The organism is Acidithiobacillus caldus ATCC 51756 (genome assembly GCF_000175575.2).
Classification (GTDB): domain Bacteria; phylum Pseudomonadota; class Gammaproteobacteria; order Acidithiobacillales; family Acidithiobacillaceae; genus Acidithiobacillus_A; species Acidithiobacillus_A caldus.
The window spans coordinates 399,487-422,204 of the sequence record NZ_CP005986.1 but is presented as its reverse complement, the minus strand read 5'-3'; the positions used below and the strand labels follow the sequence as shown (position 1 = coordinate 422,204).

Here is a 22,718-nt window from a genome sequence, read left to right as displayed (position 1 = left end):
GTCCCTTTGCCCCAGGGGGTGGCCTTGCTATGCTTCCACAGCCACCACTGACCTTCGCCGAGGCCACCATGCTACCCGTATCCAGTCCTCCGAAAGTTCCACCCTCGCGGCGCTGGCATCTGCGCCGCTGGTTTGTCCAGGGCCTGCTGATCTCCCTGCCCATCGGCCTAACCGTCTACTTCGTGCTGCTGGTGGGGCGCTGGGTGGATGGAATCTTCAACGGCCCCATCCATGCCCTCTTTGGTGTGGACATCCCCGGTCTCGGTATTCTGTTGACCCTCGTCACCATCCTCGGCGTTGGCTTTCTGGCCTCGCACACCCTGTCGGCCTGGATCTTTGAACGGATCAATGCCGTACTCGAGCGCATCCCGGTATTCCACAGCATCTACAGCACCATCCAGGAAACGGTGGAACTCCTTCTGGGCGGTAAGGACCGTGGTTTTCGCAGCGCCGTGCTGGTCCCCCAGAATGGCGCCGGCGCTTACGTCATCGGCCTGGTCACCCGGGACGAACTGAGCGAAGTGCCGGGCCTGGGCGAGGACTGTCTGGCCGTCTATGTGCCCATGGCCTACAACATCGGCGGCTTCACCTATGTGGTGCCGCGCGACAAGCTCATCCCGCTGCCAGAGCTTTCGCCACAGCAGGCGCTGCGCTTTGCCATGGCAGGCGGGGTGGGCAGCGGGCGGCACCTGCGCGAAAAACTGCAGGCGGTCAAGGCGGCCACAGACAGCGTGGAGCAGGCGGACCCCGGCAAGGCACCGCAGCCCTGAGGGGTTTTGCCGCCTTCGACCCGGCTCACTATACTGGCGCCGACAATACCGTGAGGAGACGACATGGAGCTCGTGCGTAAAGCCGTATTCCCCGTGGCGGGTCTGGGTACCCGCTTTCTTCCCGCCACCAAGGCCAGTCCCAAGGAGATGATGCCGGTGGTGGACAAGCCGCTCATCCAATACGCCGTGGAGGAAGCCATCGCCGCCGGCGTCGATCAGCTCATCTTCGTCACCGGTCGCGGCAAACGGGCCATCGCCGACCACTTCGACGTTTCTTACGAACTGGAGATGGAGCTGGAAAAGAAGCAGAAAACCGCGCTCCTCGACCAGGTGCGGGCCATTCTCCCCAGCCACGTCAGCACCATTTTCCTGCGCCAGCCCTATCCCTTGGGCCTCGGCCACGCCGTCCTCATGGCGCGTCCGGTGGTGGGTAACGAGCCCTTTGCCGTACTTTTGGCAGACGATCTGATGCTGGCAACGGAACCCGTACTTAGCCAGATGGTCGAGCAGTATCGGCACTATCAGGCCGGTATTCTGGGCGTGGAGGAAATCCCCCGGGAGCACAGTTCGCGCTACGGCGTGGTGGATGCCAGACCCTGGGACGACAACATCTTCCAGGTCAGTCGCATCGTCGAAAAACCCCGGCCGGAAGACGCGCCATCCAATCTCGGCGTGGTGGGACGTTACATCCTGCCGGCTCGGATCTTCCACTTTCTGGAGCATCTTGGCAGTGGCGCCGGCGGCGAAATCCAGCTGACGGACGCCATCGCCAACCTTTTGGGTGAGCGCCAGGTTCTGGCCTACCGCTTCCGCGGTCAGCGCTTCGACTGTGGCGACAAGCTCGGCTACCTGCAGGCCACCATTGCCTTTGCCCAGCTGCATCCCGAGGTTGGTCCCGCCTTCGTGCGCTACCTCGACGGACTCTGCGCCGCCCGTGCCAGCGAGCACAAAGATGCGTAAAGGCATCATTCTGGCGGGCGGCTCGGGTACCCGTCTCTATCCCTTGACGCAGGTTCTGAGCAAACAGCTCATGCCCGTCTACGACAAGCCCCTCATCTACTATCCCCTCTCCACCCTGATGCTCGCCGGCATCCGCGAGGTTCTGATCATCTCCACACCGACGGACCTACCCCGCTTTCAGCAACTGCTGGGCGATGGTAGCCAGTGGGGGCTGGATTTCCACTACGCGGAACAGGCGCGCCCTGAGGGACTTGCCCAGGCCCTCATCATTGCCGAGGACTTTCTGGCGGGTGCGCCCTCGGCCCTCGTGCTGGGCGATAACGTCTTTTACGGCCACGAGCTCAGCGAAAAATTACAGGCCACCGCCGCCGATCACGCTGGCGCCACCATCTTTGCCTACCACGTGGCCAACCCCAAAGCCTATGGGGTCGTGGAGTTCGATGCCGCCGGTCGCGCCTTGCGCCTTTCTGAGAAGCCTGCCCAACCGCGCTCACCCTTCGCCGTCACCGGCCTGTACTTCTACGACGCCGACGGCAGCCGTCTGGCGCGCCAGCTGCGCCCATCGGCCCGCGGTGAACTGGAGATCACCGACCTCAACAACCTCTACCTCAACCACGGCAAATTGCGCGTGGAGATACTCGGTCGTGGCACGGCCTGGCTCGATACCGGAACCCACGCCGATCTGCTCAACGCCGCCCAGTTCATCCGTACCCTGGAGGAGCGCCAGGGGCTGAAGGTAGCCTGTCCCGAAGAGATCGCCTGGCGGCTGGGCTACGTCGACGACGAAGCCTTGCGCAGGCTGGCCGAACCCCTGCGCAAGAGCGGCTATGGCGACTATCTGCTGCGCCTGCTGGAGGAGGGAGGAAGACCGGAATGAACATCGAGGCCCTGGCCATCCCCGAGGTACTCCTCATCACGCCGCGGGTTTTCGGCGATGCCCGCGGTTTCTTCCTCGAGAGCTGGAATCGCCGCAGCTTTGCCGCCGCCGGACTGGACCTGGATTTCGTCCAGGACAACCACAGCCGCTCCCAACGCGGGGTTCTGCGCGGCCTGCACTACCAGATCCGTCAGCCCCAGGGCAAACTGGTGCGGGTGGTTGCGGGAGAGGTCTTTGATGTCGCCGTGGACCTGCGCCGCAGTTCACCGCACTTTGGGCGCTGGGTGGGGGCAAGGCTCAGCGCCGACAATGCCCAGATGCTCTGGGTACCACCGGGCTTCGCCCACGGTTTTCTGGTGCTGTCGGAGCAGGCAGACTTTCTGTACAAGACCACGGACTATTATCTGCCCGAAGCCGAGCGCTGCCTGCGCTGGGACGACCCCAGCGTAGGCGTCCAGTGGCCCCTTGCGCCCGGCAGCCAGCCCACCCTTGCCGCCAAGGACGCCGCCGGCAGCCTCCTCGCCCAACTGGAGTGCTTCCCCTGACTTTTCCCGCCCGCCCCGCTTTGCGGTATGCTATGGCGCCGGTTCACGGAGGGGCGCTGCATGATCATCATTGAAGGAATCACGGCCAGCGGGCGGAAGTTTCGACCCTCGGCCTGGGCGGAGATGCTCATCGAGGGCGTGGGCCTTGCCCATTTTGGTATCGACCACAAGATCCATTATCTGCCATACATCGAGCCCGCCACCATCAACGGTAACGCCGCCATCCTCATGGACGAGGAACTGGAAAAGATCCGTCCCGAGGCCTACAAGGAGATTCTCCATTTCGCCAAGGAAAATCATCTGGTAATGCACTACGAGCCGGGCAGCGTCGCGCAAAAGCGTGCCAGCCTGCTGGGTGAGATGCCACGACGCGACTCCCGCCGCAGCAGCCCCGGATGAGCGCACCATCGCCCCGTGCCCGCCGTCGCTTTGCCTGGATTCTGCTGGGCATCATTGCCGCCTACGGCATCGGCGCCATTGCCCTGAGTGTGCACATCATCCATCGCCAGGCAGCCGTCCGCACCGAACTCACCATGGCCCTGGAGAATCTGGACCGCCTCCATCAGCTCGTGGCCGTCAGCGCGCCGGGTGAGCGTGCGGCCGTGGATGCCGCCTGGGCCGACCGACGCGCCCTGCTGCTCCCCTCGGCCAAGGTTGCCGCCAAGCTCGAAGACAGTCTCCTGCAGGAATGGCGTGATGCCTTTCCGCACGCCGCCTGCGGCATGCCAGGCTCGCCCTTCCAGACGCAGCTGCCCCGCGCCCACGCTGCCCGTGCCTGCCATATCCTGGTGGAACGCCAGGGTGCGGAAATTCGTGTCCAGGCCTACGACACCCAGGGTCTGCCCATGGACAACTTTTACGAATTTCTCTACCCATATCCGCCCGCGAGCCGTTCGGAGCCGGAGCCGTCCGTGCCGCTCTACCCGCTGCTCCGGGGTTTGCTGGAGCGCCATGGGCCCTGAAGCCATGGCGGGAGCAAGTCGCAAACGGGTGCTGGTCACAGGGGCCGGGGGCCAGGTGGGCCGCGCCTTGGCGCAGACGGTGCCAGCGGAGGTCGATGCCGTTTTCCTCCATCGGCAAGCCCTGGATGTCGCCGACGCGGGATCCGTAGCTAAAGCCCTTGCCGCCCATCGGCCCCAGGTCATCATCAATGCCGCTGCCTACACCGCCGTGGACCGCGCTGAATCCGAGGCCGATCAGGCCTACGCCATCAACGCCCAAGGCCCGGCCCATCTGGCTCGCGCCGCCCGAGAACTGGGTGCGGAACTGCTGCACATCTCCACGGACTTCGTGTTTTCGGGGAGTCAAGGACAACCCTACCGCCCCGAAGATCCCACTGCCCCCATCAATGCCTACGGCGCCAGTAAGGTGGCGGGTGAAGAGGCCATAGCGGCGATCCTCGGCGAGCAAGCCCTCATTCTGCGCACGAGTTGGGTGTATGCGCCCTGGGGGCAAAATTTTCTGCAGACCATGCTGCGGCTCATGGAAAACCGGCCGCTGCTGCGCGTCGTCTGTGATCAGGTGGGGAGCCCCACCTCCGCCCACAGCCTTGCCGGTGCCCTCTGGCGGGCGCTTGCGCGACCCGATTTTCGCGGTATCCAGCACTGGACCGATGCCGGGGTCGCCTCCTGGTACGATTTTGCCGTGGCCATCCAGGAAGAGGCCTTGGCTTTGGGGCTGCTTTCCCGCCGCATCCCCATCGAAGCCATTCCCAGTAGCGCCTACCCTACCCCGGCCCGGCGTCCCGCCAACAGCCAGTTGGACAAGAGCCGATCCTACGCCGCTCTGGGTGCCGCGGCGCACTGGCGCGTCGCCCTGCGCGAGACGCTGGCCGCCCAGGCCACTGTATCCTCTGCTTGAACCCATGGGAGCCACCATGCCGAACACGGACATCTTCCCCGAAAAACGCCTGCTGGTAACGGGCGGTGCCGGTTTCATCGGGGCCAATTTCTGCCATTACTGGCTGCAGCAGCATCCACGGGCCACTCTGGTGGTGCTGGATGCCCTGACCTATGCCGGCAACCGACATAGCCTGGCGGGCCTCGAGGCACGTCCGGGCTTTCGCTTCGTGCAGGGGGATATCAACGATGAGGCACTGGTGGTACGTTTGTTGCGCGACCATCGCCTCAATGTCGTGGTGCACTTTGCCGCCGAGAGCCACGTCGATCGCTCCATCCACGACCCAGACGCCTTCATTCGCAGCAATATACTCGGCACCCACAGTCTGCTGCGGGCAGCCAAGACCGTCTGGCTGGACGATCCCCAGGGCTCCGTCCCGCACCGCTTCCACCACATTTCCACGGATGAGGTCTATGGCAGCCTCAGCCCAGGCGACGCGCCCTTTCGCGAGGACACCCCCTACGCACCCAACTCACCCTATGCCGCCAGCAAGGCGGGGTCCGACCATCTGGTGCGGGCCTATCACCACACCTACGGGCTGCAGACGACCACCAGCAACTGCTCTAACAATTACGGCCCCTTCCATTTCCCGGAAAAGCTCATCCCCCTGGTTATTCTCAACATCCTGCACGGCAAGACACTGCCCATCTACGGCGATGGACGGCAGATCCGCGACTGGCTGTATGTCGAGGACCACTGTCGAGGCATCGCCCAGATTCTGGAGCGGGGCACGGTGGGCGAGAGCTACAACATCGGCGGCTGTAACGAGTGGAGCAATCTGGACATCGTCGAGCTCATCTGCGCGGAGATCGATGCGATCTTTGCCCAGGACGGTGCCTGGCTAAGGCGCTATCCGCAGGCGGCACCTGCCCACGGACGACCCAGCGCCGAACTCATCCAGCACGTCCGCGATCGCCCCGGACACGATCGCCGCTACGCCATCGACGCCAGCAAGATCCGCAAGGAGTTGGGTTTTGCACCGCAGTATACCTTTGCCGAGGGCATCCGCCAGACCATTCGCTGGTATCTGGAGCACCGGGAGTGGTGGCAGCCGGTACTGGACGGCAGCTATCGCGACTGGATAGCGCGCCACTACGGCTGACGCCGACTCCACGGGCTTCGGGAAGCAAAGCCTCGATGCTCGGCGCTACTGCCGGGTAGCATTTTTCAGCGGTTCTGCCACCAATCGCGCGCCTTGCGTGCCGCGTCGCGAGCCGCCTGCGGGTCGGAGAGCCAGGTTTTGGCAAGCTCAGGGATGGCAGCGATGCTATCGGCCTGCAGGGCGCCGCCCGCCGCCACCAGAGCCTTGCTCGCGCCATCGTTAGCCGCTGGTCCAAGCACGATGGGGCAGTCGGCCTGGATGGGGCCGGCGAGATCGACGGCGCCCCCCACCAGACTCCCTCCGGGAACACAGAAATCGGCACAGCCGTAAAAGGCATCGCGTACCGCCGCCGTCTCGACAAAATAAACGCGGGTCTTGATGGGAACGAAGCTCGTGAAAAGACGGCTGTGGCGAATGGTCTGCAGGTGGTACTTGATGGCCTCCCGGTAGATGGGTTCGTAGCGTTCTTCCTGGTCCGGGGCCAGCACCATGAGGCCCATGCGCACCCGCATCAGCGCCAGAAACACGGCGTAGGCTTCCGGCTCCTCCCCCGTATGGGTATTGGGAAAGTACACCACCAGCCGCCCACGATCCCGAAACTCCTTGAAACGTTCACAGATATCCATGTCCCGTCTTCCTTGGCCAAGCCCCCCCCCTGCGGCGAGGGGTCGCAATGGCCACTGAATATACGGGAGACGCGGATAACATTCAAAAAAGGCGATGAAGCCCCGCACCTTTCGTGCTAGGGTATGGTCCCCTTGGCAAAATGGGAGCAGCCCTTGCGGATCCTCTTCGTGACCTCGGAAATGGCGCCTTTTTCCAAGACGGGCGGCCTCGGCGACGTCAGCGGTGCCTTGCCGCGTCAGTTATTGGCGGCGGGCGAGGATGTACGTGTTCTGGTTCCCTGGTACGGACGGCCAGATGGCGCACGCTTGCAGCATCGCGCCGACATCTACCTACCCTTCAGCGGCGAGAAGCTGGCGATCCTGAGCCACAGCGAGCACCCCGAGTGGCTTTTCCTGCGCCACCCCGACTTCGAGCGGGCCGGCACCCCGTATCAGAATCCGGCGGGGGAGGACTGGCCCGACAATGCCCAGCGTTTTGCCCGCCTGTGCCGGGCGGCGGTGGAAATTGCCCAGGGACGGGTAGCGGAGCTCTTCTGGCAAGCGGATCTCGTCCACGTCAACGACTGGCAGACGGGTCTCGTGCCCTACCTGCTGGATCTGGAGGCGCGCGTCGGTGCGGCCCGACCGCGAACGCTCCTGACCATCCATAATCTGGCCTACCAGGGGCGCTTTGCCCCCACCGTTCTGGAGCCTCTGCATCTGCCAGCGGCGGATTTCCATCCCGAGGGAACCGAGCTCTACGGCAGTTTCTCCTTCCTCAAGGCCGGCCTCGTCTACGCCGACCACCTGAGCACCGTGAGCCCGACTTACGCCCAAGAAATTCAGCGCCCGGAATTCGGCATGGGCCTCGACGGCCTGCTCCGGGCGCGCAGCCACGCGCTCAGCGGGATTCTCAATGGCATCGACGCGGAGCATTGGAATCCGGCTGCCGACCCCTATCTGCCTGCCCACTACAGCGCCGACGATCTGCAGGGCAAGGCCATCTGCAAGGCGCGTCTGCAGCAGGAACTTGGACTCTTTCCCGATCCCGGCGTGCCGGTGCTGGGCATGATCAGTCGCCTGGTGGAGCAGAAAGGCTCGGACCTCGTCCTGGCCTTGGCCCCAGAGCTACTCAAGCGTGGCCTCCAGCTGGTCATCCTCGGTAGTGGCGAGCGGGCACTGGAGCAGCGTCTGCGCGAGCTCGGGTCCATGCACCGCGGCCAGATGGCGGCCCGGATCGGCTTCGATGAAGCCTTATCCCATCGCATCGAAGCCGGTGCCGATATCTTCCTGATGCCGTCCCGCTTCGAGCCCTGCGGTCTCAACCAGATGTACAGTCTCCGTTACGGGACCGTGCCCATCGTCCACGAGACGGGTGGCCTTGCGGATACCGTGGTCGATGTCGATGGGTCCGTGACCCGGCCCGGTAACGGCTTCGTTTTCCGTCCCGCCCAGGTGGATGCCCTGCGCACGGCCATCCTGCGCGCCGAGCGCTATTTTCATCAGCCTGCCCTCTGGCGGGAACTGCAAGCACGCGGCATGGGCGAAGACCACAGTTGGCGTAGCGCCGCCCTCGCCTACCGGGATCTCTACGGCAGTATTGTGTAGCGCCTTGGGCGGTCCTGCGGCGACGGCCACCACATGGGATCATCCCAAGGAGACTCCACTACCTGTCCTCTTGCCATTGCCTGCAGACCGAGGACAGCCTGACCGCCACGCTACCCGATACCGCGGCAAAGGGTCTATAATGATGCGCATATATTCGTGAACGACCCCAAGGAGTACAGCATGGCAGGACACTTTCCTTTTTCCGGCAAGGCCAACCGGGTTTCCGTTTATGCCTTCTTCGAAGCCCACAACTGGGGCCTTGAAGCACAGGAAAAGTATTACGAGCACTGGTATACCTGGGCCAAGAATTTCGTTCTGAACGATCCGGACCTGCTGGCCGCCAAGGGTGTACTCTTCCAGGGCGAGCATTTCCACTTCGGTACCCACGCCGATCACGAGTTCCACCTGCACGGTTATGCCATCGCCACCCGTCTGCTGGATCTTGGCGAATTCATCAAAGGTAGTATTCTGCCCAAGCTGGACCACGAGGCACTGCACCAGCTGGAAGAAGAGCACCACCATTGGGTGGAAGAGGCCAATGCCGTGGCGGCCAAGCATCCTCGCCCCGAAGCTCCGGAGATCGGACGCTATCGGCACGTCTGAGGTTCCGAAGGCCAATTCCGGACATTGAGCCAGACTCGCAAGCAGCGCGCAGCGCGCTGTTTCGCCGCGTTGCGCGCTGCCATTCCCGACCCGCGCACGGAACTGCACTACCACAGTCCCTTTCAACTGCTGGTGGCGGTGGTGCTCTCGGCGCAGAGCACCGACAAGGCGGTAAACCTCTGCAGCGCTGGGCTTTTTGCTGCAGCGCCGACACCGAAAGCCATGTGGGAACTGGGTGAGGAGGGGATCCGTGCCCATATTCGCAGCCTGGGTCTTTTCAACGCCAAGGCCCGGCACGTCCACGCCCTCTCCGGTGCCCTGTTGCAACGCTTCGATGGACAAGTGCCAAACTCCCGAGAGGCGCTGGAATCCTTGCCTGGAGTGGGGCGCAAGACCGCCAATGTCGTGCTCAACACCCTTTTCGGTGAACCCACCATCGCCGTGGATACCCACATCTTTCGCGTCGCCAATCGCCTCGGCATTGCTCCGGGCAAAACGCCCTTGGCGGTGGAGAAAGGCTTGCTGGAGGTCGTCCCCGCCGACGTGCGTAAGGACGCCCACCACCTGTTGATTCTGCACGGCCGCTACACCTGTACAGCGCGCAAGCCGCGTTGCGCCGACTGCGCCCTTTTCTCCTGCTGTGCCTGGCCCGATAAGACCCTTTGGCAGCGGAGCCCCAGCTAAGCACCGGTTTTGCCTCGGGTGCGCGGGCGCCGGCAGCCCTTCTTGACGAGGCCCTGACCATGGCGCGTGCAGGCATGGGGGAGTGCGGCGAGATTACCGCGGCCATCATCCTTTTCAGCCCGCCGCACCTCCAACTGCCGCAGGAGGCGCTACGGCGGGCCCGTGCCGATCTCGGCTGTCTTCAATTCGTCGTCGGCACCTTCCCAGGTGTCTTTACCCAGGATGGGAGCGCACTGGGCAGTTCCGCCTGTGCCGTGCAACTCTTTGCCGCTCCACTGGGGCTGGCCTGGGGCCGGTCCGAACGATCCGTTGCCGAGGCTCCGTTTCTGTTGTGGGACCGACCCGGGGCCAGCCTCAACCGGTATGCTGAAGCCTGCTCCCATGGCAGCTTCGGCGCCGTCGGCAGTCAATTCAGCCAGTGGCGTGGAGCCCAGGGTCGCCCCATCTCTGGCAGTCTCTGTCTGCAGGTGGTTGGACCGCTGCATGCACGAAGCCAGGCCTCCCGTGGCCTGCGCCCCCTCACCGAGGCGCTGCCCATCCGCCGTCAGCAGGGCGCGCTGCTCTTGGCGCTGGAACGGTACTCCGCGCTGCCCCTGCTGGCCCGGAATATCCCCTATGCACTGCGCCAGGCGCGCAAGCTGCCCCTGGACCGCTTTGTGGTGGTGGAGGTGCCGGAAGGTGGAGACGCAGAGCCCGAGTTGCTCTCCATTACCGCCACGGATGTCGGCCGCAGCGGCCTTTGGCTAGAACGACCCCTGCACCCTGGAGCCAGCGTCTATCTGGCCGTGCGCGATCCTGAGGTCGCCCGTCGCGACACCCGTCTGGCGCTGGAGGCGCTGGAAGCCGCCGACATCGAGGCACGAACGGCGTGGATCAGCAGTTCCATCGGGCGAAACGCCAGCTTCTTTGGTCAGCGGGACGACGACCTGGCCCTGTGGAAGGAGCGCTTCGGCCGGCTACCCATGCTCGGGGTCTACGCTCTGGGGGAATTTCAACCCAGTGCCATGGGACATACGCGATTGCTAAGGTTCAGCAAGGTCTTTACCATAATCGGTAAACCGCTTCGATCTGCCGTCGAGGGCTGACCGCGCCGGGCACGGGGATCCATCCCCACCAATCCATGAACGAGAAACTAGAGGGAGCTCATTTGGACGTCGTCATCCGAATTACCCTGTTGCTCATCGGGCTCTGTGCCGCCACGTCCATTGCGGCAGCGGAATTCCCCTTGCCACCGCCTCCAGATAACCTGATTGGCAGCCTCGGTTACACCGACGCCCGTTATGAAGACACCCTCATCGACATTGCCCGGCGCCACGATATCGGCTACGACCAGATCCGCTTGGCCAACCCCAAGGTCGACCCCTGGCTTCCCGGTGCGGGGACGCCCGTGCTGATCCCAGGCGAGACCATACTGCCGGACGCACCACGCCAGGGCATCGTCATCAATCTTGCGGCCATGCGGCTTTTTTACTACCCCGAGGGCAAGAACGGAAAGGTCGTGGTGAGCTATCCCCTGGGCATTGGCCGCGAGGGCTGGCGCACGCCCCTGGGAAAGACGCAGGTGACCGGCAAGGTCAAGGATCCCACCTGGACGCCTCCAGCCAGCATCCGCGCCGAGCACGCGGAGAAGGGCGAAATACTCCCCGATGTCGTGCCGGCGGGCCCCCAGAATCCCCTCGGTCAGTACGCCCTGCGGCTGGGTTGGCCCGGTTATCTCATCCATGGCACCGACAAGCCCTGGGGCGTGGGCATGCGTGTCAGTCACGGCTGCATCCGCCTCTACCCGGAGGATATCGCCAAGCTCTTTGCTGCGGTGCCCGCGGGCACCCCGGTGACCGTGGTCAATCAGCCTTGGCTGTGGGGCCGGCGCGGGGACCACGTGTACCTACAGATCTATCCCGTGCTGGACGATGACTCGGACCCGGCGGAACTCGAGGCAAAGTTCATGCTCTGGCTGAAGGAAAGCGCACCGGCCGGGATTTATCTGGAACCAAGCGAAGCCTTGACCCTATTGCACAAGGCCGAGGGGGTGCCGGTGCTGGTGGGCATCCTGCCAGCGGCGTCCTGATACCGTTGCGCTGGCGGGAATAAAAAACCCCGCCATGGGCGGGGGTTTTTCCGAAACTTTCGGTGGTCTTACTTCATCATCGCCTTCTTGAACATGCGCTCAACCTTCTCATTGGCTTCTTCAGCCTTCTGATTGGCGGAGTTGGCAGTGCTCATGGCCTGATCGGCGGTGCTCTGCGCGGCGTTGGCCTTGCTCAGGGCCTCAGTGGCGGTGTTCTGAGCAGCGTTAGCCTTGGCAAGCGCCTCGTTGGCCGTGGACTGCGCGGCGTCGGCCTTGGCGGCGACCTTGTTCAGATCGGAGGTGGTGGCGCAACCGGCCAGACCGAGGGGCAGAATCAGCGCAGTAACCTTCAAAGCGGTGGTGAACTTGCTCATGACAGTCTCCTTTGTCGAGTTGGATAACGAGCGTTTAAAGCATAGTCAAAAAAAGTCCGGCGCACCAGCACGCGCAGAGCCAAACCTCAGTGCCCCGCTGTCGAGCATTCCGTGGGCTGCATTGTAGCAGGTCCGCAACGCTACTCAATACGCGCAACAGGGCAAAAGCGGAAAATCTTGCTAGGACGGAAAATTACCGCGCTTATGGGGAAAGGCGCGAATACCCTCGTGGGCACCCGCGAGCACGGCGTCCAGCCACGGCTGCACGGGCATATCGCGCCGGGATAGCGCGCGCAAAAGCATGGGCAGGTTGACACCCGTCACCATTCGCGCGCGCGCGCCCAGCATTTCCACGGGCACGATATTCGTCGGTGTCGCGCCGAAAAGGTCCGTGAGGATCAGCAACGCCTCGCCTGGTGCCAGTTGCCCGATACGTTGACGCAGTTGCGCTTTTTCCCATTCCAGGTCGCTGTCGGCGCCAATTTCACGCAACTCCACGGCGTCCGGCACAGCCCCGTAGATATGTTCCAGCACCGAAAGAAAACCGCGACCAAGCCCGCTGTGGGTCAGCAGCACGATGCGATTCACGGGCGCGACTCGGTAATCTGCAGCTCGCGGTGATGGACGAGCACCCTGCGGCCCTCCTGTGCCAAAAGATCGGCAAGTGCTTCCGTCAGATAGACGCTACGATGCCTGCCCCCCGTGCATCCCAAGGATACGGTGACATAATTGCGATGGTCGCGGGCAAAGGGTGCCAACCACTGTTGCAGGAAATCGTTGAGGCTATCGCGGGCGCGGGCCAGCTCCGGGCGCGCGGCGAGAAAATCCCGCACCGGCGCGTCGCGGCCGGTAAGCTCGCGCAGTTCAGGGTGGTAGTGGGGATTGGGCAAGGCCCGCAAGTCAAAAACGAAGTCGGAATCCAGGGGCAGGCCATTACGAAAGGCAAACGACTGCAAGAGCAGCACCAGTCCGCGGTAATGCCGCGCGGCCAGACTCCAGGCCTGCACCCGCAGACGCAGTTCGTGGGCGTTGATACGCGAGGTATCCAGACGCTTGTCGGCCTCACTGGCAAGACTCTGCAGCATCTCCCGCTCGCGCCCGAGAACTGCACGCAGGCCTGCCGCCGGACTCTGATCCGTGGCATCCGTCAGGGGATGGCGGCGACGCGTTTCGCTGTAGCGGCGAATCAGGGTGTCCTCGTCTGCTTCCAGAAAGAGTATGCGTGGCTGCGCCTCTTCGCGCAGTTGCGCCAGCGCTGCGGGCAGGTCATCGAGGAACTCGCGGTTGCGCACATCCACACTCACCGCCGCTAGGGCTTGCTCCGGCGCTCGCGCCCGCAGGGTGTGGCTGAATTCCACCAGGAGTGTCGCGGGAAGATTATCGACGCAGTAGTAGCCCTGGTCCTCCAGCGCCTGCAACACCGTGGATTTGCCGGAGCCGGACAGGCCACTGACGACGATGAAGTCGCGCGCAACGGTCACGGCAGCCCCGCAGCCGCGAGACGCGTCTGGGCATCGAACTCGGCGAGCATGTCGATACCCGACTCCTTGACATACTGGCTGCGCGCCGCCGCTTCCACGAGCACGGCCAGATTGCGCGCGGGGCTCACGGGCAGGCGCAGGCGCGTGAATTCCACACCAAGAATCTGCAAACGATCCACCTTGCCCTGGAGCCGATCGATATCGGCCATTTCCCGATCGGCCATTTCCTTGATCTCGATGACCAAGCGCAGACGTTTGGAGCGGACGATGGCAGCCGCGCCGAAGAGCTCGCGAATATTGATGATCCCGAGCCCCCGCACTTCCAGAAAATCCCGCAGGGCCGGCGGACAGTGACCGGTGATGACCTCCGGTGCCTCCCGCACGCACAGCACACTGTCGTCGGCCACCAGGCGATGATTGCGACTGACGAGCTCCAGTGCCAGCTCACTCTTGCCGATGCCTGCCTCACCCTGAATCAGCACACCGACGCCGAAAACATCCACCAGGACGCCATGGAGGAACTCCCGCGGTGCCAGTTCCTGATGCAGAAAGTGCTGCAGACGCGACAGCACGGCTCGCGCCCGCTGTGGCGCCACGAAAACCGCCACCTGTTGCGCCCGCAGACGCTCCAGCAGCACGGTATCGATATCGTCCACCTCGCACAGCACCAAAAGCCGCAGACGCTCGTTGAGAAACTGGGGAATCTGCTCGGGCTGGTGCCGGAGGTAGTCCAGTTCGAGCCTTCCTGCCACCTGCACGGGGTGGGGCCGGATGAAATTGAGAAAACCCACGAGTGCTGCACCGCTGGCCAGATCGTGGGCATCGCCACCGGGGTCTGCAGCGAGAACGCAGAAAGGATCGGGGAGGTGCAGACAACGCCAGGAAAGCCCCGGCTCCAGCGCGTGGAAAAGCGCCTCACATTGAATGTGCCGCTCCAGGGCCATGCCGAGCCCTCGCCCGCTTCAGCCGAGGGCTTCGGCCAGAAGCCGATGAAAATCCGACGCCTCCGGCACCGTCAGCACAGCCTGGCGCAGATCCGCGCGCATCAGACGGCTGGCGAGGCCCGAGAGAATCTCTAGGTGATCCGTCGTGGCCTTGGCGGGCACCAGCAAGGCAATGAAGATCTGCACCGGTTCCGCGTCGGGCGCGGCAAAGGCAACGGGCTTGCGGGTACGCAGGGCCGCCGCCACCAATTCCCGGGCTGCCGCAGAACGGGCGTGGGGGACTGCAACCCCATGCCCGATGGCCGTGGATCCTTGCTGCTCCCGCTCGCGCAGGGCTTGCTGCACGGAGTCCACCGGAGCACCCGACTGCTGCGACAAAAGACGGGCGAGTTCCGCCAAAACTGCCTCGGCACTATCGACATCGAGATCCAGGACGACAGCATCCAGTGCCAGGGGCAGAGCGGTCATGGTATCAATCCGTCTGCAGGGCGACGCTGACGGCGCCAGAGGGCTCGGTCCGGTGGTCCCGGAGCCGCTCCTTGTACTGCCGGACCTGGCCCTCGAGCTTGGCGGCCACCAGATCGATGGCGGCATACATATCGGCGTCGTGGCAGTCGGCATGGAAATCGTGACCGGGGGAGTGGACCGTGATCTCCACGATGTTGGGCAGCTTCTCATGGCTCTGGTGTTTCAGCACCACACGCGCGTCGAGCACGTGATCAAAGTAGCGGTCGAGGCGCGAGATTTTTTCTGAGACATAGCTCTTCAGGGCCTCGGTGAGATCCAGGTGTTGCCCCGTGATGCTGATCTGCATGGCATTCTCCTTTAAACTTTAATGATATGGCCGCTCTCGATACCTACGGGCTAAGCACAGTGTAGCGCCATCCCAGGGACGAACCAATCCCGCCTTAGAGCCGCCGTCTCTGGCTGGCCGGAGGGATATTGGCCGCTTCCCGGTACTTGGCCACGGTACGGCGGGCAATCTGTACCCCTTGATCTGCCAGGATCTTGGCGATCTCGGCATCGCTCAGGGGGTGCTGCGGGTCCTCCGCCTGCACGAACTTGGCGATGAGGGCACGAATGGCGGTGGCGGAGGCTGCTCCGCCGCTATCGGTATTCACGTGACTCGAAAAGAAGTACTTGAACTCGAAAAGCCCGCGCGGGGTGATCATGTATTTCTGGTTGGTGACCCGCGATACCGTGGACTCGTGCATCTCCACTGCCTCGGCAATGTCGCGCAGCACCATGGGCCGCATGGATTCGGGCCCGTGCCGGAAGAAGTCCTGCTGGCGTTCGACGATGGCGCTGGCCACCTTGAGCACCGTCTCCTGGCGACTTTGCAAGCTCTTGATGAACCAGCGCGCTTCACTGAGCTGGTCCTGGATGTAGCGATGCGCGGCATCGCGGGCGCTGGTCATCTCGGCATAATGCCGATTGATGCGCAGGCGCGGCATGGCCTCCGGATTCAGTTCGACGCGCAGTTGTCGACCCCGCCAGCGCACGATGACATCGGGGATGACGTATTCGGCCGAATCGTCGCCCACCGTGCTGCCCGGCTTAGGGTTGAGACTCGCGATGAGCGCCACCGCCTGGCGCAGGGTTTCGGGATCGGCATTCAGGAGCTGGCCCAAACGGCCGTAATCGTGTTTGCCCAGAAGGTCCAGGTGCGCTTCGACGATGCGCCGCGCCAGGGTGACCACGGGCAGATCCGGCTGCGGCAACTGGCGCAACTGTAGGGACAGACACTCGCCGAGATCCCGTGCCGCCACTCCCGGGGGGTCGAAGTCCTGGACCCGGCGCAGCACCGGCGTAACGTCTGCCGGCGCCAGCTCCAGCGTCGCCGCCAGCTCTTCGATGCTGGCCGCCATATAGCCGCTGTCGTCCACGGCGTCGATGATCACCTCGGCGATATTGCGCTCCTGAACGCTGAAATGGCTGAGGTCCGCCTGCCAGCGCAGATAATCTTGCAGAGACTGAGAGCGACTGTTACGCGCCTCGAAATCGGGCAGATCGTCGTCGGGGGGCGGGCCCGCCGAGGGGGTATTACCGAGGTCGTAGATGTCGTCCCACTGGCTGTCCACCGGAAGCTCGTTGGGTAGCGCGTCGTCGGCATCGAGATCCAGCTGGCGCTCGTCGGCGTGGGTTTCGCTACGCGGCTCCAGCGCCTCTGCAGGCTCGTTCCCCTCTTCCACATCCTCATCCAGCAGCGGATTGCTCTCCAGCATGCTCTGCACTTCCTGGCGCAGATCGAGAGTGGACAGCTGTAACAGGCGTATGGCCTGCTGCAGCTGGGGGGTCATGGTCAGATGCTGACCGAGCTTGAGTTCGAGTCCTGGCTTCATGGCTGCTTAGATCTTGAACTGATCTCCCAAGTACACTTCCCGCACCAATGGATTGCTCACCACCGCTTCGGGATTGCCGGAGGTGAGCACCGCTCCATCGTGGAGTATATAGGCGCGTTCACAGATTCCGAGGGTTTCGCGGACGTTGTGGTCGGTGATGAGGATGCCGATACCCCGCTCCCGCAGACCGCGGATGAGGTGCTGCAGGTCCAGCACGGAGATGGGATCGATGCCGGCGAAGGGCTCGTCCAACAGGATGAATCGCGGGTTCATGGCCAAGGCTCGGGCGATTTCCACCCGCCGCCGCTCGCCCCCCGAGAGACTATGGCCTTTGGTGTCGCGCAGCGCGTGCAGGTGCAATTCGCCCATGAGCCGCTCCAGCTGCTCCGCACGCTCCGTGGGCGTCAGGGGGAGTTGCTCGAGCACGGCGAGGATGTTGTCGGCGGCGCTCATGTTGCGAAAGACCGAGGGCTCCTGCGGCAGGTAGCCCAGACCAAGACGTGCCCGCTGGTGCATGGGCAGGTCGGTGATGTCCTTCCCAAGGAGGGAGATGTGGCCGCCATCGGGACGCACCAAGCCCACCATCATGTAGAAGGTCGTGGTCTTGCCGGCGCCGTTGGGCCCCAGCAGGCCAACCACCTCGCCGGCTGCCACTTCCACCGAGACTTCCCGCACCACGGTCCGGCGCCGATAGCGCTTGCACAGACCCTCGGCGTGCAGGGAGTCGTTCATGGTTTCCCACCGGGGCTGGAGGCGGTCTTGACCGTACCGGGATAGAACACCGACTGAACGCGCCCGCCCGGGGCGGCACTGACGCTGGTGCGCTGATCGTCCAGGTGATAGATAACCTGCTGACCACTCACCTCGTTGGGGCCCTGCCAGAGGTGGGCGTTGCCGGTAAGGACGATTTCGCCACTGCCGGGGCGATAGACGAGGGTATTGCCATAGCCATGGCGTTGGGCGCTGGACATGGTGAAGGTCACGGGCGAGCCGACGGCCGTGGCCACCTCGACTTTACCCTGACGCGCATCGATGGTGAGCTTTTCGGCGTGGATGACGATGTCGCCCTGGGTCATGACCACCTTGCCGGTATATACGGCCTGCTGCTGCGGCTTGTTCTGGGCCGCAAGGCTGTCGGCACTGATGTGGATGGGTCCTTTACCGAGACCGGCGTCCGTGGGTGCGACGGCGCCCTGGGCCGACGCCAAGAAGACGCCGGCCAATAGCGCAAGGAACGGGATGAGACGGCGGCGATCAGGGGACATAACTTCCCTCCACATCGTGCAGGAGACGGACTTCCTGGGTCTTCACCGAGGCCCACAGACCCACACCCCGCAGGGTGCTGCGACCGTGGGTGAGGAACACGGGATCGGCGCTGCGCAGGATGCCGCTGGCCGGATCGTAGCGCAGCTTCTGGGTGCGCAGGGTGGAATCGGGCTGCAGCCGACCACGCACGTCACCCCACAGGGTCACATCGCGACTTTGATCGTGGATCAGGGCATGCGCACCGCTCAGGAGCAGGTCACCATCGGCACGAAAACGGCGGATATGCACGTCGCTTAGGAAAGTCTCATCGTCCTTGGGTTCGTGATAAGCCGAGGCCGCGGTGGCCAGCAGGTCCAGGCGTCCGGCCGCGTCGTACTGACGCAAGACCACCTGGGTGACAGATTGATCGCCTCGATGTATCTGGCCGTGCCAGTCGATGCCCGACAGATCCACCGCGTGCTTCGGCCAGGTCCACCAGACCAGCGCCGCGAGCACGAGCAGGAAAAAGGGCGTCAGCGCCTGCGACCAATGCTGCCTCACCCTCGCCCCTCCACCGACAGGTACGCATCCAGCAGACGGTCCCAATGACCCTGGGCCTTAAGGAGGTTTTCGCAGAATTCGCGCACCGCGCCGCCACCACCAGGGGCCTGGGCACACCAATGTGCCCGCGCCAGCACCTCCGGGTGGGCATCGCTGGGACAGGTGGCAAGCCCCGCGCTGGTCAGTATGGGCAGATCGATGAGGTCATCGCCCATGTAGGCGATGACGGCATCTTCCAGACCCAGTTCCAGCTTCAGCTCCCGGTACGCCAGGCGTTTGTCGAGGCTGCCTTGATAGACTCGGCTGACGCCGAGGTCCTGGGCGCGATAGGCCAGTGCCGGCGAGTAGCGGGCGGTGATGAAAGCGATCTCGATTCCGGCTTTCTGCAACATTTTCAGGCCATGCCCGTCGCGCACGTGGAAGACCTTGCTCTCCCTGCCCTCGGCATCGAAGAGCAGACGCCCATCCGTGAGCACGCCGTCGACATCGAAGATGGCCAGCCGGATATTTGCCCACACGCCCTGCGCCACGCTGTGCTCCGTCATACGATACCCGCGCGCAGCAGATCATGCATGGCCAGGATCCCCTCCAGCTGGCCATCGTCGCGTAGGATGAGGAGGGCGTTGATGCGCTCGGCTTCCATCTGCGCCAGGGCCTCCGCTGCCAGGGCCGTGGCCGCGATGTGCCGGGGTCGCGGGTGGCAGAGTTCGGCCATGGGCAGATTCCAGATTCCCTGCCCGCGGGCGAGGGCACGCCGCAGGTCGCCATCGGTGAAGATACCCACAACCCGCTCCTGCTCATCCACGATGGTGGTCATGCCAAGGCCCTTGCCGCTCATCTCGAGGATGGCCTCATGAAGCGGTGTCTGCGGTCGGACCCGCGGCAGATCCGCGCCACGGCGCATGAGATCCTGCACCCGCAGCAACAGACGCCGCCCCAGGGCACCGCCGGGGTGAGAGAGGGCAAAATCGTCGGCGGTGAATCCGCGCGCGCGCAGCAAGGCCATGGCCAGGGCGTCGCCCATGGCCAGTGTCGCCGTGGTGGAGGCGGTGGGCGCTAGATTGAGGGGACAGGCTTCCCGCTCCACCCGACAGTCCAGGTGTACCTCTGCCAGCCGTGCCAGGGTCGATTGACGCCGCCCGGTCATGGCGATGAGCGGCACACCCAGGCGTTTGACGACGGGCAGAATGGCCAGAAGCTCCGCCGTCTCGCCCGAGTAGGACAGGGCCAGCAGGACGTCGTCCCGGGTGAGCATGCCCAGATCGCCGTGGCTGCCCTCGGCCGGGTGGAGGAACAGGGCGGGACTGCCGGTACTGGCCAAGGTGGCGGCAATTTTCTTGGCGATGATGCCGGACTTGCCCATGCCCGTGACGACGACGCGCCCGCGGCAGTCCAAGAGCAGTTGGCAGGCGGTGACAAAGTGTTCGTCCAGGCGCTCCACCAGGGCGGCCAGGGCAGCCGTCTCCAGGCGCAGGGTCTCGGCGGCGGTGGCCAGCAAGTCCGCCGCAGCCACCGCGGGGGGCGCGGGTCGTTGGGCAGTCACCGTCCGACCTGCCGTTTCAGTCATCCGCATCGGACTCCGGATCCTGCTGGTCGGGTTCATCGTTGTCGTCCGTCGCCGAGTCCTTGCCGTAGAGGGCGTGGTAGACCTCCTGGCAGCGGGGATGCTCGGCCATGACACGGTCAACGTCGGCAAAGGAGGCGGCACGCAACAGCCGCCAGCATTTGACATTCTCATTGGCGAGGGCTTGCGGATGGCTGCGGTACCAGCCGACCTGCCCGGTCTCCGCGGACGACAGGATCTGGGGCCGCTCCGACCAGAGCAGCAGCGCGATGAGGCCGATGGCCCCGATAACTACCAAGGTGTAGACGATTTTCATAGATCCAGTCGCTTGTAACCACCCGTGTGCCCGCATGGGAGTACCCCTAGACATCCTCTGCGTATTGCTGGTTGAGCAGAGCCACCAGAGCCTCTTCGCGTGGGCCGAGGTCATCCAGGAGAGAAGACGAAAAAGTATCCCACATTGTGTGCAGTTGGGCGAGATCTGCCCCACCATCCAGCTGTTCCAGACTCTCGGTCACCTTCCCCAGCGCCTCGCGCAGCTGCAGACCCGAGCTCAAGCAGTTTTTAATGCGCTCGCGGGGGTGGGGAATCCACTGGCGGTCGCCGACGTAGGAACGCAGCTTCTCGCCCAGGTCGAGCACACGCTTGCGCAGGCGGCTCAGGGTACCGATCTGGGTGCTGCGCAGCTCTCCCCACAGACACAGATCCATCAGGGCCAACCACGCTTCCCGCCAGCGCCGTCGCTGCTGCACATCGGGACGCGTCCAGCGGGCCACCTCGGTTTCATCAAAGGCCATGTCTTCCTCCACAGGCGCGCCGGGCATCGCGCCAGCGCGCCACCGTACCGACGTCAAACCATCTGCCCTCATGCAGCCAACCCGCCAGAAGCCCAGCCGCCGCCCAATCCAACAGCCAAGGGCCCAAGGGTGCGGGCGCGCACACGCGCTCGGCAAACCAGGCTCCCGACAGGCGCGCCATGCCCGCGTAGGTGAAGGTCGCACGGCCCGCCCGCGGGCACTGGACCTGGCCGTTCACGAGGGCAAAATCTCCCCCGGGATGATGTGCCGGATTGGGGACCAGCACCAGCGTCTCCACGGCGTCGGCAGTCACGAGGGGCGTCCAGTCGAAATCGCTGCAGACATCGCCATTGGCCAGCAGAAAGGGGGCATCGCCGAGGATCTCGCGGGCGCGGACGATGGCTCCACCCGTCTCCAGGCGATTATCGCGCTCGTCGCTATAGAGGATGTCCAGCCCCATGCAGCGCCGACCGAGACTGGCACGAATCTGTCCGCCGAGGTGCCCGATGTTGATGACCACGCGCTCCAGCCCTAGTCTGGCGAAACCTTCCAGGTGCCAGTGCAGCAGCGATTTGCCGCCAAGCTCCAGCAGGGGCTTGGGCACATAGTCGCTGAGCGGACGCAGCCGCTCACCGCGCCCGGCGGCGAGGATCATGGCCTGGCGGACGCGGGTGCCCACGGCGCAAACCAGTCCCGATACGCTGCGAGCTTCGCATCGTGTCCCAACCCTTCCCAGACGTAGGACCAAAAGCGTGGCAGAAAGTCCAGATAGTGCTCCTTGCCATCGCGTCGGGCCAGCCGACAAAAGATTCCCAGAATCTTGAGATTGCGCTGCAGGGCCATGCTCTGCACCTGCGCCTCGAATATCTCTGGCGACGGCGGCGCAAAGCCTGCATCCACGAGACCCTCTCGATAGGAGGCAATCCAGGCGGAGCGCCGCTCTTGGCTCCAGTCCCAGTAGCGATCCCAGAGCAGGGAAGCAAGATCGTAGGTCCAGGGGCCTTCCACCGCATCCTGAAAGTCGATGAGGACGAGTTCTCCAGACCTTGGGTGGATGAGGATGTTACGGGCATGGAAATCGCGGTGTACCCACACCCGTGGCTGGGCCAGGGCCCGCGCCGTGAGCGTGGCAAAAATTTCGTCCAAGGCCGCTTCCGCCGCGGCAGACGGCGCCGACGGCACGTGCGCGGGAAGATACCAGTCGCGGAACAACCGCAATTCGCCGAGCAGACGGGTAGCATCGTAGGCAGGCAAGGCCGGCCGCGACCACTGGCCCCGGCCCGCTGCGGCAAGGCGTAAGGCGAGATCCAAGCCCGCCTCCATGGCGGCTTCTGCAGACGCCCGGTCGTCCAGCCGGGACTTCAGATCCACATCGCCGAGATCCTCCTGCAGGATGAGCCCGAGGCGCGGTTGTACGGCAAGGATGCGAGGCACGGGCAGGCCTGCCCGCTGCCAACGGTACTGGACCCGGAGAAAGGGAAGCAGTTCATCCTCCGCGGGAAACTGGGCGAGCATGGCGCCGCGCAGACGCCAGTAGCGCCGGGCGCTGGCGTCGCCGCGCAACGCTTGGGCGCCATCCTGCAGATGCCATTGGGCAAGCCAGGAGCGTACCTGCGCGGGCAGTGGCGAGGGTTCTGGACGGGCGGCCATGGGCGATTGCGACATGCGCGCATTCTGTGCGATTTTAGG

General features: G+C 64.2%; 30 protein-coding genes. 13 read left to right on the top strand and 17 right to left on the bottom strand.

Annotation, left to right across the window (positions count from 1 at the left end):
• Positions 1 to 29 precede the first annotated feature (29 nt).
• The 8 genes from ACAty_RS02125 (at position 30) to rfbB (ending at position 6,153) form a co-directional block, all read left to right on the top strand.
• On the top strand, positions 30 to 770 hold the full coding sequence (locus ACAty_RS02125) for a DUF502 domain-containing protein (protein ID WP_004870500.1): 741 nt from the start codon (positions 30 to 32) through the stop codon (positions 768 to 770).
• A 63-nt stretch (positions 771 to 833) separates the two neighbouring features.
• A complete protein-coding gene (gene galU, locus ACAty_RS02120) occupies positions 834 to 1,730 on the top strand; it encodes a UTP--glucose-1-phosphate uridylyltransferase GalU (protein ID WP_004870498.1) in 897 nt (298 codons plus the stop codon).
• On the top strand, positions 1,723 to 2,607 hold the full coding sequence (gene rfbA, locus ACAty_RS02115; RefSeq protein ID WP_004870496.1) for a glucose-1-phosphate thymidylyltransferase RfbA: 885 nt from the start codon (positions 1,723 to 1,725) through the stop codon (positions 2,605 to 2,607). The genes galU and rfbA overlap by 8 nt, the downstream gene beginning before the upstream one ends.
• Entirely contained in the window at positions 2,604 to 3,152 is a 549-nt protein-coding gene (rfbC, locus tag ACAty_RS02110; protein ID WP_004870494.1) for a dTDP-4-dehydrorhamnose 3,5-epimerase, read from the top strand. The genes rfbA and rfbC overlap by 4 nt, the downstream gene beginning before the upstream one ends.
• A 60-nt stretch (positions 3,153 to 3,212) precedes the next feature.
• On the top strand, positions 3,213 to 3,551 hold the full coding sequence (locus tag ACAty_RS02105) for a DUF3579 domain-containing protein (RefSeq protein ID WP_004870493.1): 339 nt from the start codon (positions 3,213 to 3,215) through the stop codon (positions 3,549 to 3,551).
• Positions 3,548 to 4,114: a hypothetical protein gene (locus ACAty_RS02100; protein WP_004870491.1), complete on the top strand. Its 567-nt coding sequence runs from the start codon at positions 3,548 to 3,550 to the stop codon at positions 4,112 to 4,114. The genes ACAty_RS02105 and ACAty_RS02100 overlap by 4 nt, the downstream gene beginning before the upstream one ends.
• Positions 4,104 to 5,012: a dTDP-4-dehydrorhamnose reductase gene (rfbD, locus tag ACAty_RS02095; RefSeq protein ID WP_004870489.1), complete on the top strand. Its 909-nt coding sequence runs from the start codon at positions 4,104 to 4,106 to the stop codon at positions 5,010 to 5,012. Before ACAty_RS02100 ends, rfbD begins: the two co-directional genes overlap by 11 nt.
• Before the next feature lie 16 nt (positions 5,013 to 5,028).
• Entirely contained in the window at positions 5,029 to 6,153 is a 1,125-nt protein-coding gene (gene rfbB, locus ACAty_RS02090) for a dTDP-glucose 4,6-dehydratase (RefSeq protein WP_004870487.1), read from the top strand.
• A 65-nt stretch (positions 6,154 to 6,218) separates the two neighbouring features.
• Here rfbB and ACAty_RS02085 read toward each other — a convergent pair whose 3' ends face one another.
• Positions 6,219 to 6,779, bottom strand: a complete 561-nt coding sequence (locus ACAty_RS02085) for a hypothetical protein (RefSeq protein WP_004870485.1) — start codon at positions 6,777 to 6,779, stop codon at positions 6,219 to 6,221.
• 153 nt (positions 6,780 to 6,932) lie between these two features.
• On the opposite strand from ACAty_RS02085, the gene glgA reads away from it, so the two are divergent.
• The 5 genes from glgA to ACAty_RS02060 all read left to right on the top strand — a co-directional run bounded on the left by glgA (position 6,933) and on the right by ACAty_RS02060 (position 11,721).
• Positions 6,933 to 8,366 (top strand): glycogen synthase GlgA, encoded by a 1,434-nt coding sequence (gene glgA / locus ACAty_RS02080; RefSeq protein ID WP_187288645.1) that lies wholly within the window; start codon positions 6,933 to 6,935, stop codon positions 8,364 to 8,366.
• A 180-nt stretch (positions 8,367 to 8,546) separates the two neighbouring features.
• On the top strand, positions 8,547 to 8,969 hold the full coding sequence (locus tag ACAty_RS02075) for a hypothetical protein (RefSeq protein WP_004870482.1): 423 nt from the start codon (positions 8,547 to 8,549) through the stop codon (positions 8,967 to 8,969).
• 24 nt (positions 8,970 to 8,993) lie between these two features.
• Complete coding sequence (nth, locus tag ACAty_RS02070) at positions 8,994 to 9,653, top strand: endonuclease III (RefSeq protein WP_004870481.1); 660 nt, start codon at positions 8,994 to 8,996, stop codon at positions 9,651 to 9,653.
• Entirely contained in the window at positions 9,632 to 10,738 is a 1,107-nt protein-coding gene (locus ACAty_RS02065) for an FIST C-terminal domain-containing protein (protein WP_038471518.1), read from the top strand. The genes nth and ACAty_RS02065 overlap by 22 nt, the downstream gene beginning before the upstream one ends.
• Positions 10,739 to 10,800: 62 nt before the next feature.
• Positions 10,801 to 11,721 carry a L,D-transpeptidase family protein gene (locus ACAty_RS02060; RefSeq protein WP_004870479.1) on the top strand — a complete coding sequence of 307 codons (921 nt, stop codon included), beginning with the start codon at positions 10,801 to 10,803 and terminating at the stop codon, positions 11,719 to 11,721.
• Between the two features lie 68 nt (positions 11,722 to 11,789).
• Here ACAty_RS02060 and ACAty_RS02055 read toward each other — a convergent pair whose 3' ends face one another.
• From ACAty_RS02055 to ACAty_RS01980, 16 genes are all read right to left on the bottom strand, one after another.
• On the bottom strand, positions 11,790 to 12,095 hold the full coding sequence (locus ACAty_RS02055; protein ID WP_004870478.1) for an Lpp/OprI family alanine-zipper lipoprotein: 306 nt from the start codon (positions 12,093 to 12,095) through the stop codon (positions 11,790 to 11,792).
• 180 nt (positions 12,096 to 12,275) lie between these two features.
• On the bottom strand, positions 12,276 to 12,683 hold the full coding sequence (locus ACAty_RS02050) for a PTS sugar transporter subunit IIA (protein WP_004870476.1): 408 nt from the start codon (positions 12,681 to 12,683) through the stop codon (positions 12,276 to 12,278).
• Positions 12,680 to 13,576, bottom strand: coding sequence for an RNase adapter RapZ (gene rapZ / locus ACAty_RS02045; protein ID WP_004870474.1), 897 nt, complete (start codon positions 13,574 to 13,576; stop codon positions 12,680 to 12,682). The genes ACAty_RS02050 and rapZ overlap by 4 nt, the downstream gene beginning before the upstream one ends.
• A complete protein-coding gene (gene hprK / locus ACAty_RS02040) occupies positions 13,573 to 14,520 on the bottom strand; it encodes an HPr(Ser) kinase/phosphatase (protein WP_004870473.1) in 948 nt (315 codons plus the stop codon). Before hprK ends, rapZ begins: the two co-directional genes overlap by 4 nt.
• An 18-nt stretch (positions 14,521 to 14,538) precedes the next feature.
• Positions 14,539 to 14,988 (bottom strand): PTS sugar transporter subunit IIA, encoded by a 450-nt coding sequence (locus ACAty_RS02035; RefSeq protein WP_004870472.1) that lies wholly within the window; start codon positions 14,986 to 14,988, stop codon positions 14,539 to 14,541.
• A gap of 4 nt (positions 14,989 to 14,992) precedes the next feature.
• Complete coding sequence (gene hpf / locus ACAty_RS02030) at positions 14,993 to 15,334, bottom strand: ribosome hibernation-promoting factor, HPF/YfiA family (protein ID WP_004870470.1); 342 nt, start codon at positions 15,332 to 15,334, stop codon at positions 14,993 to 14,995.
• Between the two features lie 94 nt (positions 15,335 to 15,428).
• Positions 15,429 to 16,862 carry an RNA polymerase factor sigma-54 gene (locus tag ACAty_RS02025; RefSeq protein WP_004870468.1) on the bottom strand — a complete coding sequence of 478 codons (1,434 nt, stop codon included), beginning with the start codon at positions 16,860 to 16,862 and terminating at the stop codon, positions 15,429 to 15,431.
• 6 nt (positions 16,863 to 16,868) lie between these two features.
• Positions 16,869 to 17,594 carry an LPS export ABC transporter ATP-binding protein gene (gene lptB / locus ACAty_RS02020; RefSeq protein ID WP_004870466.1) on the bottom strand — a complete coding sequence of 242 codons (726 nt, stop codon included), beginning with the start codon at positions 17,592 to 17,594 and terminating at the stop codon, positions 16,869 to 16,871.
• Positions 17,591 to 18,127, bottom strand: coding sequence for a lipopolysaccharide transport periplasmic protein LptA (gene lptA, locus ACAty_RS02015; RefSeq protein ID WP_004870463.1), 537 nt, complete (start codon positions 18,125 to 18,127; stop codon positions 17,591 to 17,593). The genes lptB and lptA overlap by 4 nt, the downstream gene beginning before the upstream one ends.
• Positions 18,117 to 18,668, bottom strand: coding sequence for an LPS export ABC transporter periplasmic protein LptC (gene lptC, locus ACAty_RS02010; protein ID WP_004870460.1), 552 nt, complete (start codon positions 18,666 to 18,668; stop codon positions 18,117 to 18,119). The genes lptA and lptC overlap by 11 nt, the downstream gene beginning before the upstream one ends.
• On the bottom strand, positions 18,665 to 19,213 hold the full coding sequence (locus tag ACAty_RS02005; protein ID WP_051620726.1) for a KdsC family phosphatase: 549 nt from the start codon (positions 19,211 to 19,213) through the stop codon (positions 18,665 to 18,667). The genes lptC and ACAty_RS02005 overlap by 4 nt, the downstream gene beginning before the upstream one ends.
• Complete coding sequence (locus tag ACAty_RS02000; RefSeq protein ID WP_103415097.1) at positions 19,210 to 20,235, bottom strand: KpsF/GutQ family sugar-phosphate isomerase; 1,026 nt, start codon at positions 20,233 to 20,235, stop codon at positions 19,210 to 19,212. The genes ACAty_RS02005 and ACAty_RS02000 overlap by 4 nt, the downstream gene beginning before the upstream one ends.
• A complete protein-coding gene (locus ACAty_RS01995) occupies positions 20,228 to 20,548 on the bottom strand; it encodes a hypothetical protein (RefSeq protein WP_004870456.1) in 321 nt (106 codons plus the stop codon). The genes ACAty_RS02000 and ACAty_RS01995 overlap by 8 nt, the downstream gene beginning before the upstream one ends.
• A gap of 46 nt (positions 20,549 to 20,594) precedes the next feature.
• Entirely contained in the window at positions 20,595 to 21,029 is a 435-nt protein-coding gene (locus tag ACAty_RS01990; RefSeq protein WP_004870454.1) for a hypothetical protein, read from the bottom strand.
• Positions 21,019 to 21,708 (bottom strand): nucleotidyltransferase family protein, encoded by a 690-nt coding sequence (locus ACAty_RS01985; RefSeq protein ID WP_004870453.1) that lies wholly within the window; start codon positions 21,706 to 21,708, stop codon positions 21,019 to 21,021. The genes ACAty_RS01990 and ACAty_RS01985 overlap by 11 nt, the downstream gene beginning before the upstream one ends.
• Positions 21,681 to 22,694, bottom strand: a complete 1,014-nt coding sequence (locus ACAty_RS01980; protein WP_004870451.1) for an aminoglycoside phosphotransferase family protein — start codon at positions 22,692 to 22,694, stop codon at positions 21,681 to 21,683. The genes ACAty_RS01985 and ACAty_RS01980 overlap by 28 nt, the downstream gene beginning before the upstream one ends.
• Between the last annotated feature and the right edge of the window lie 24 nt (positions 22,695 to 22,718).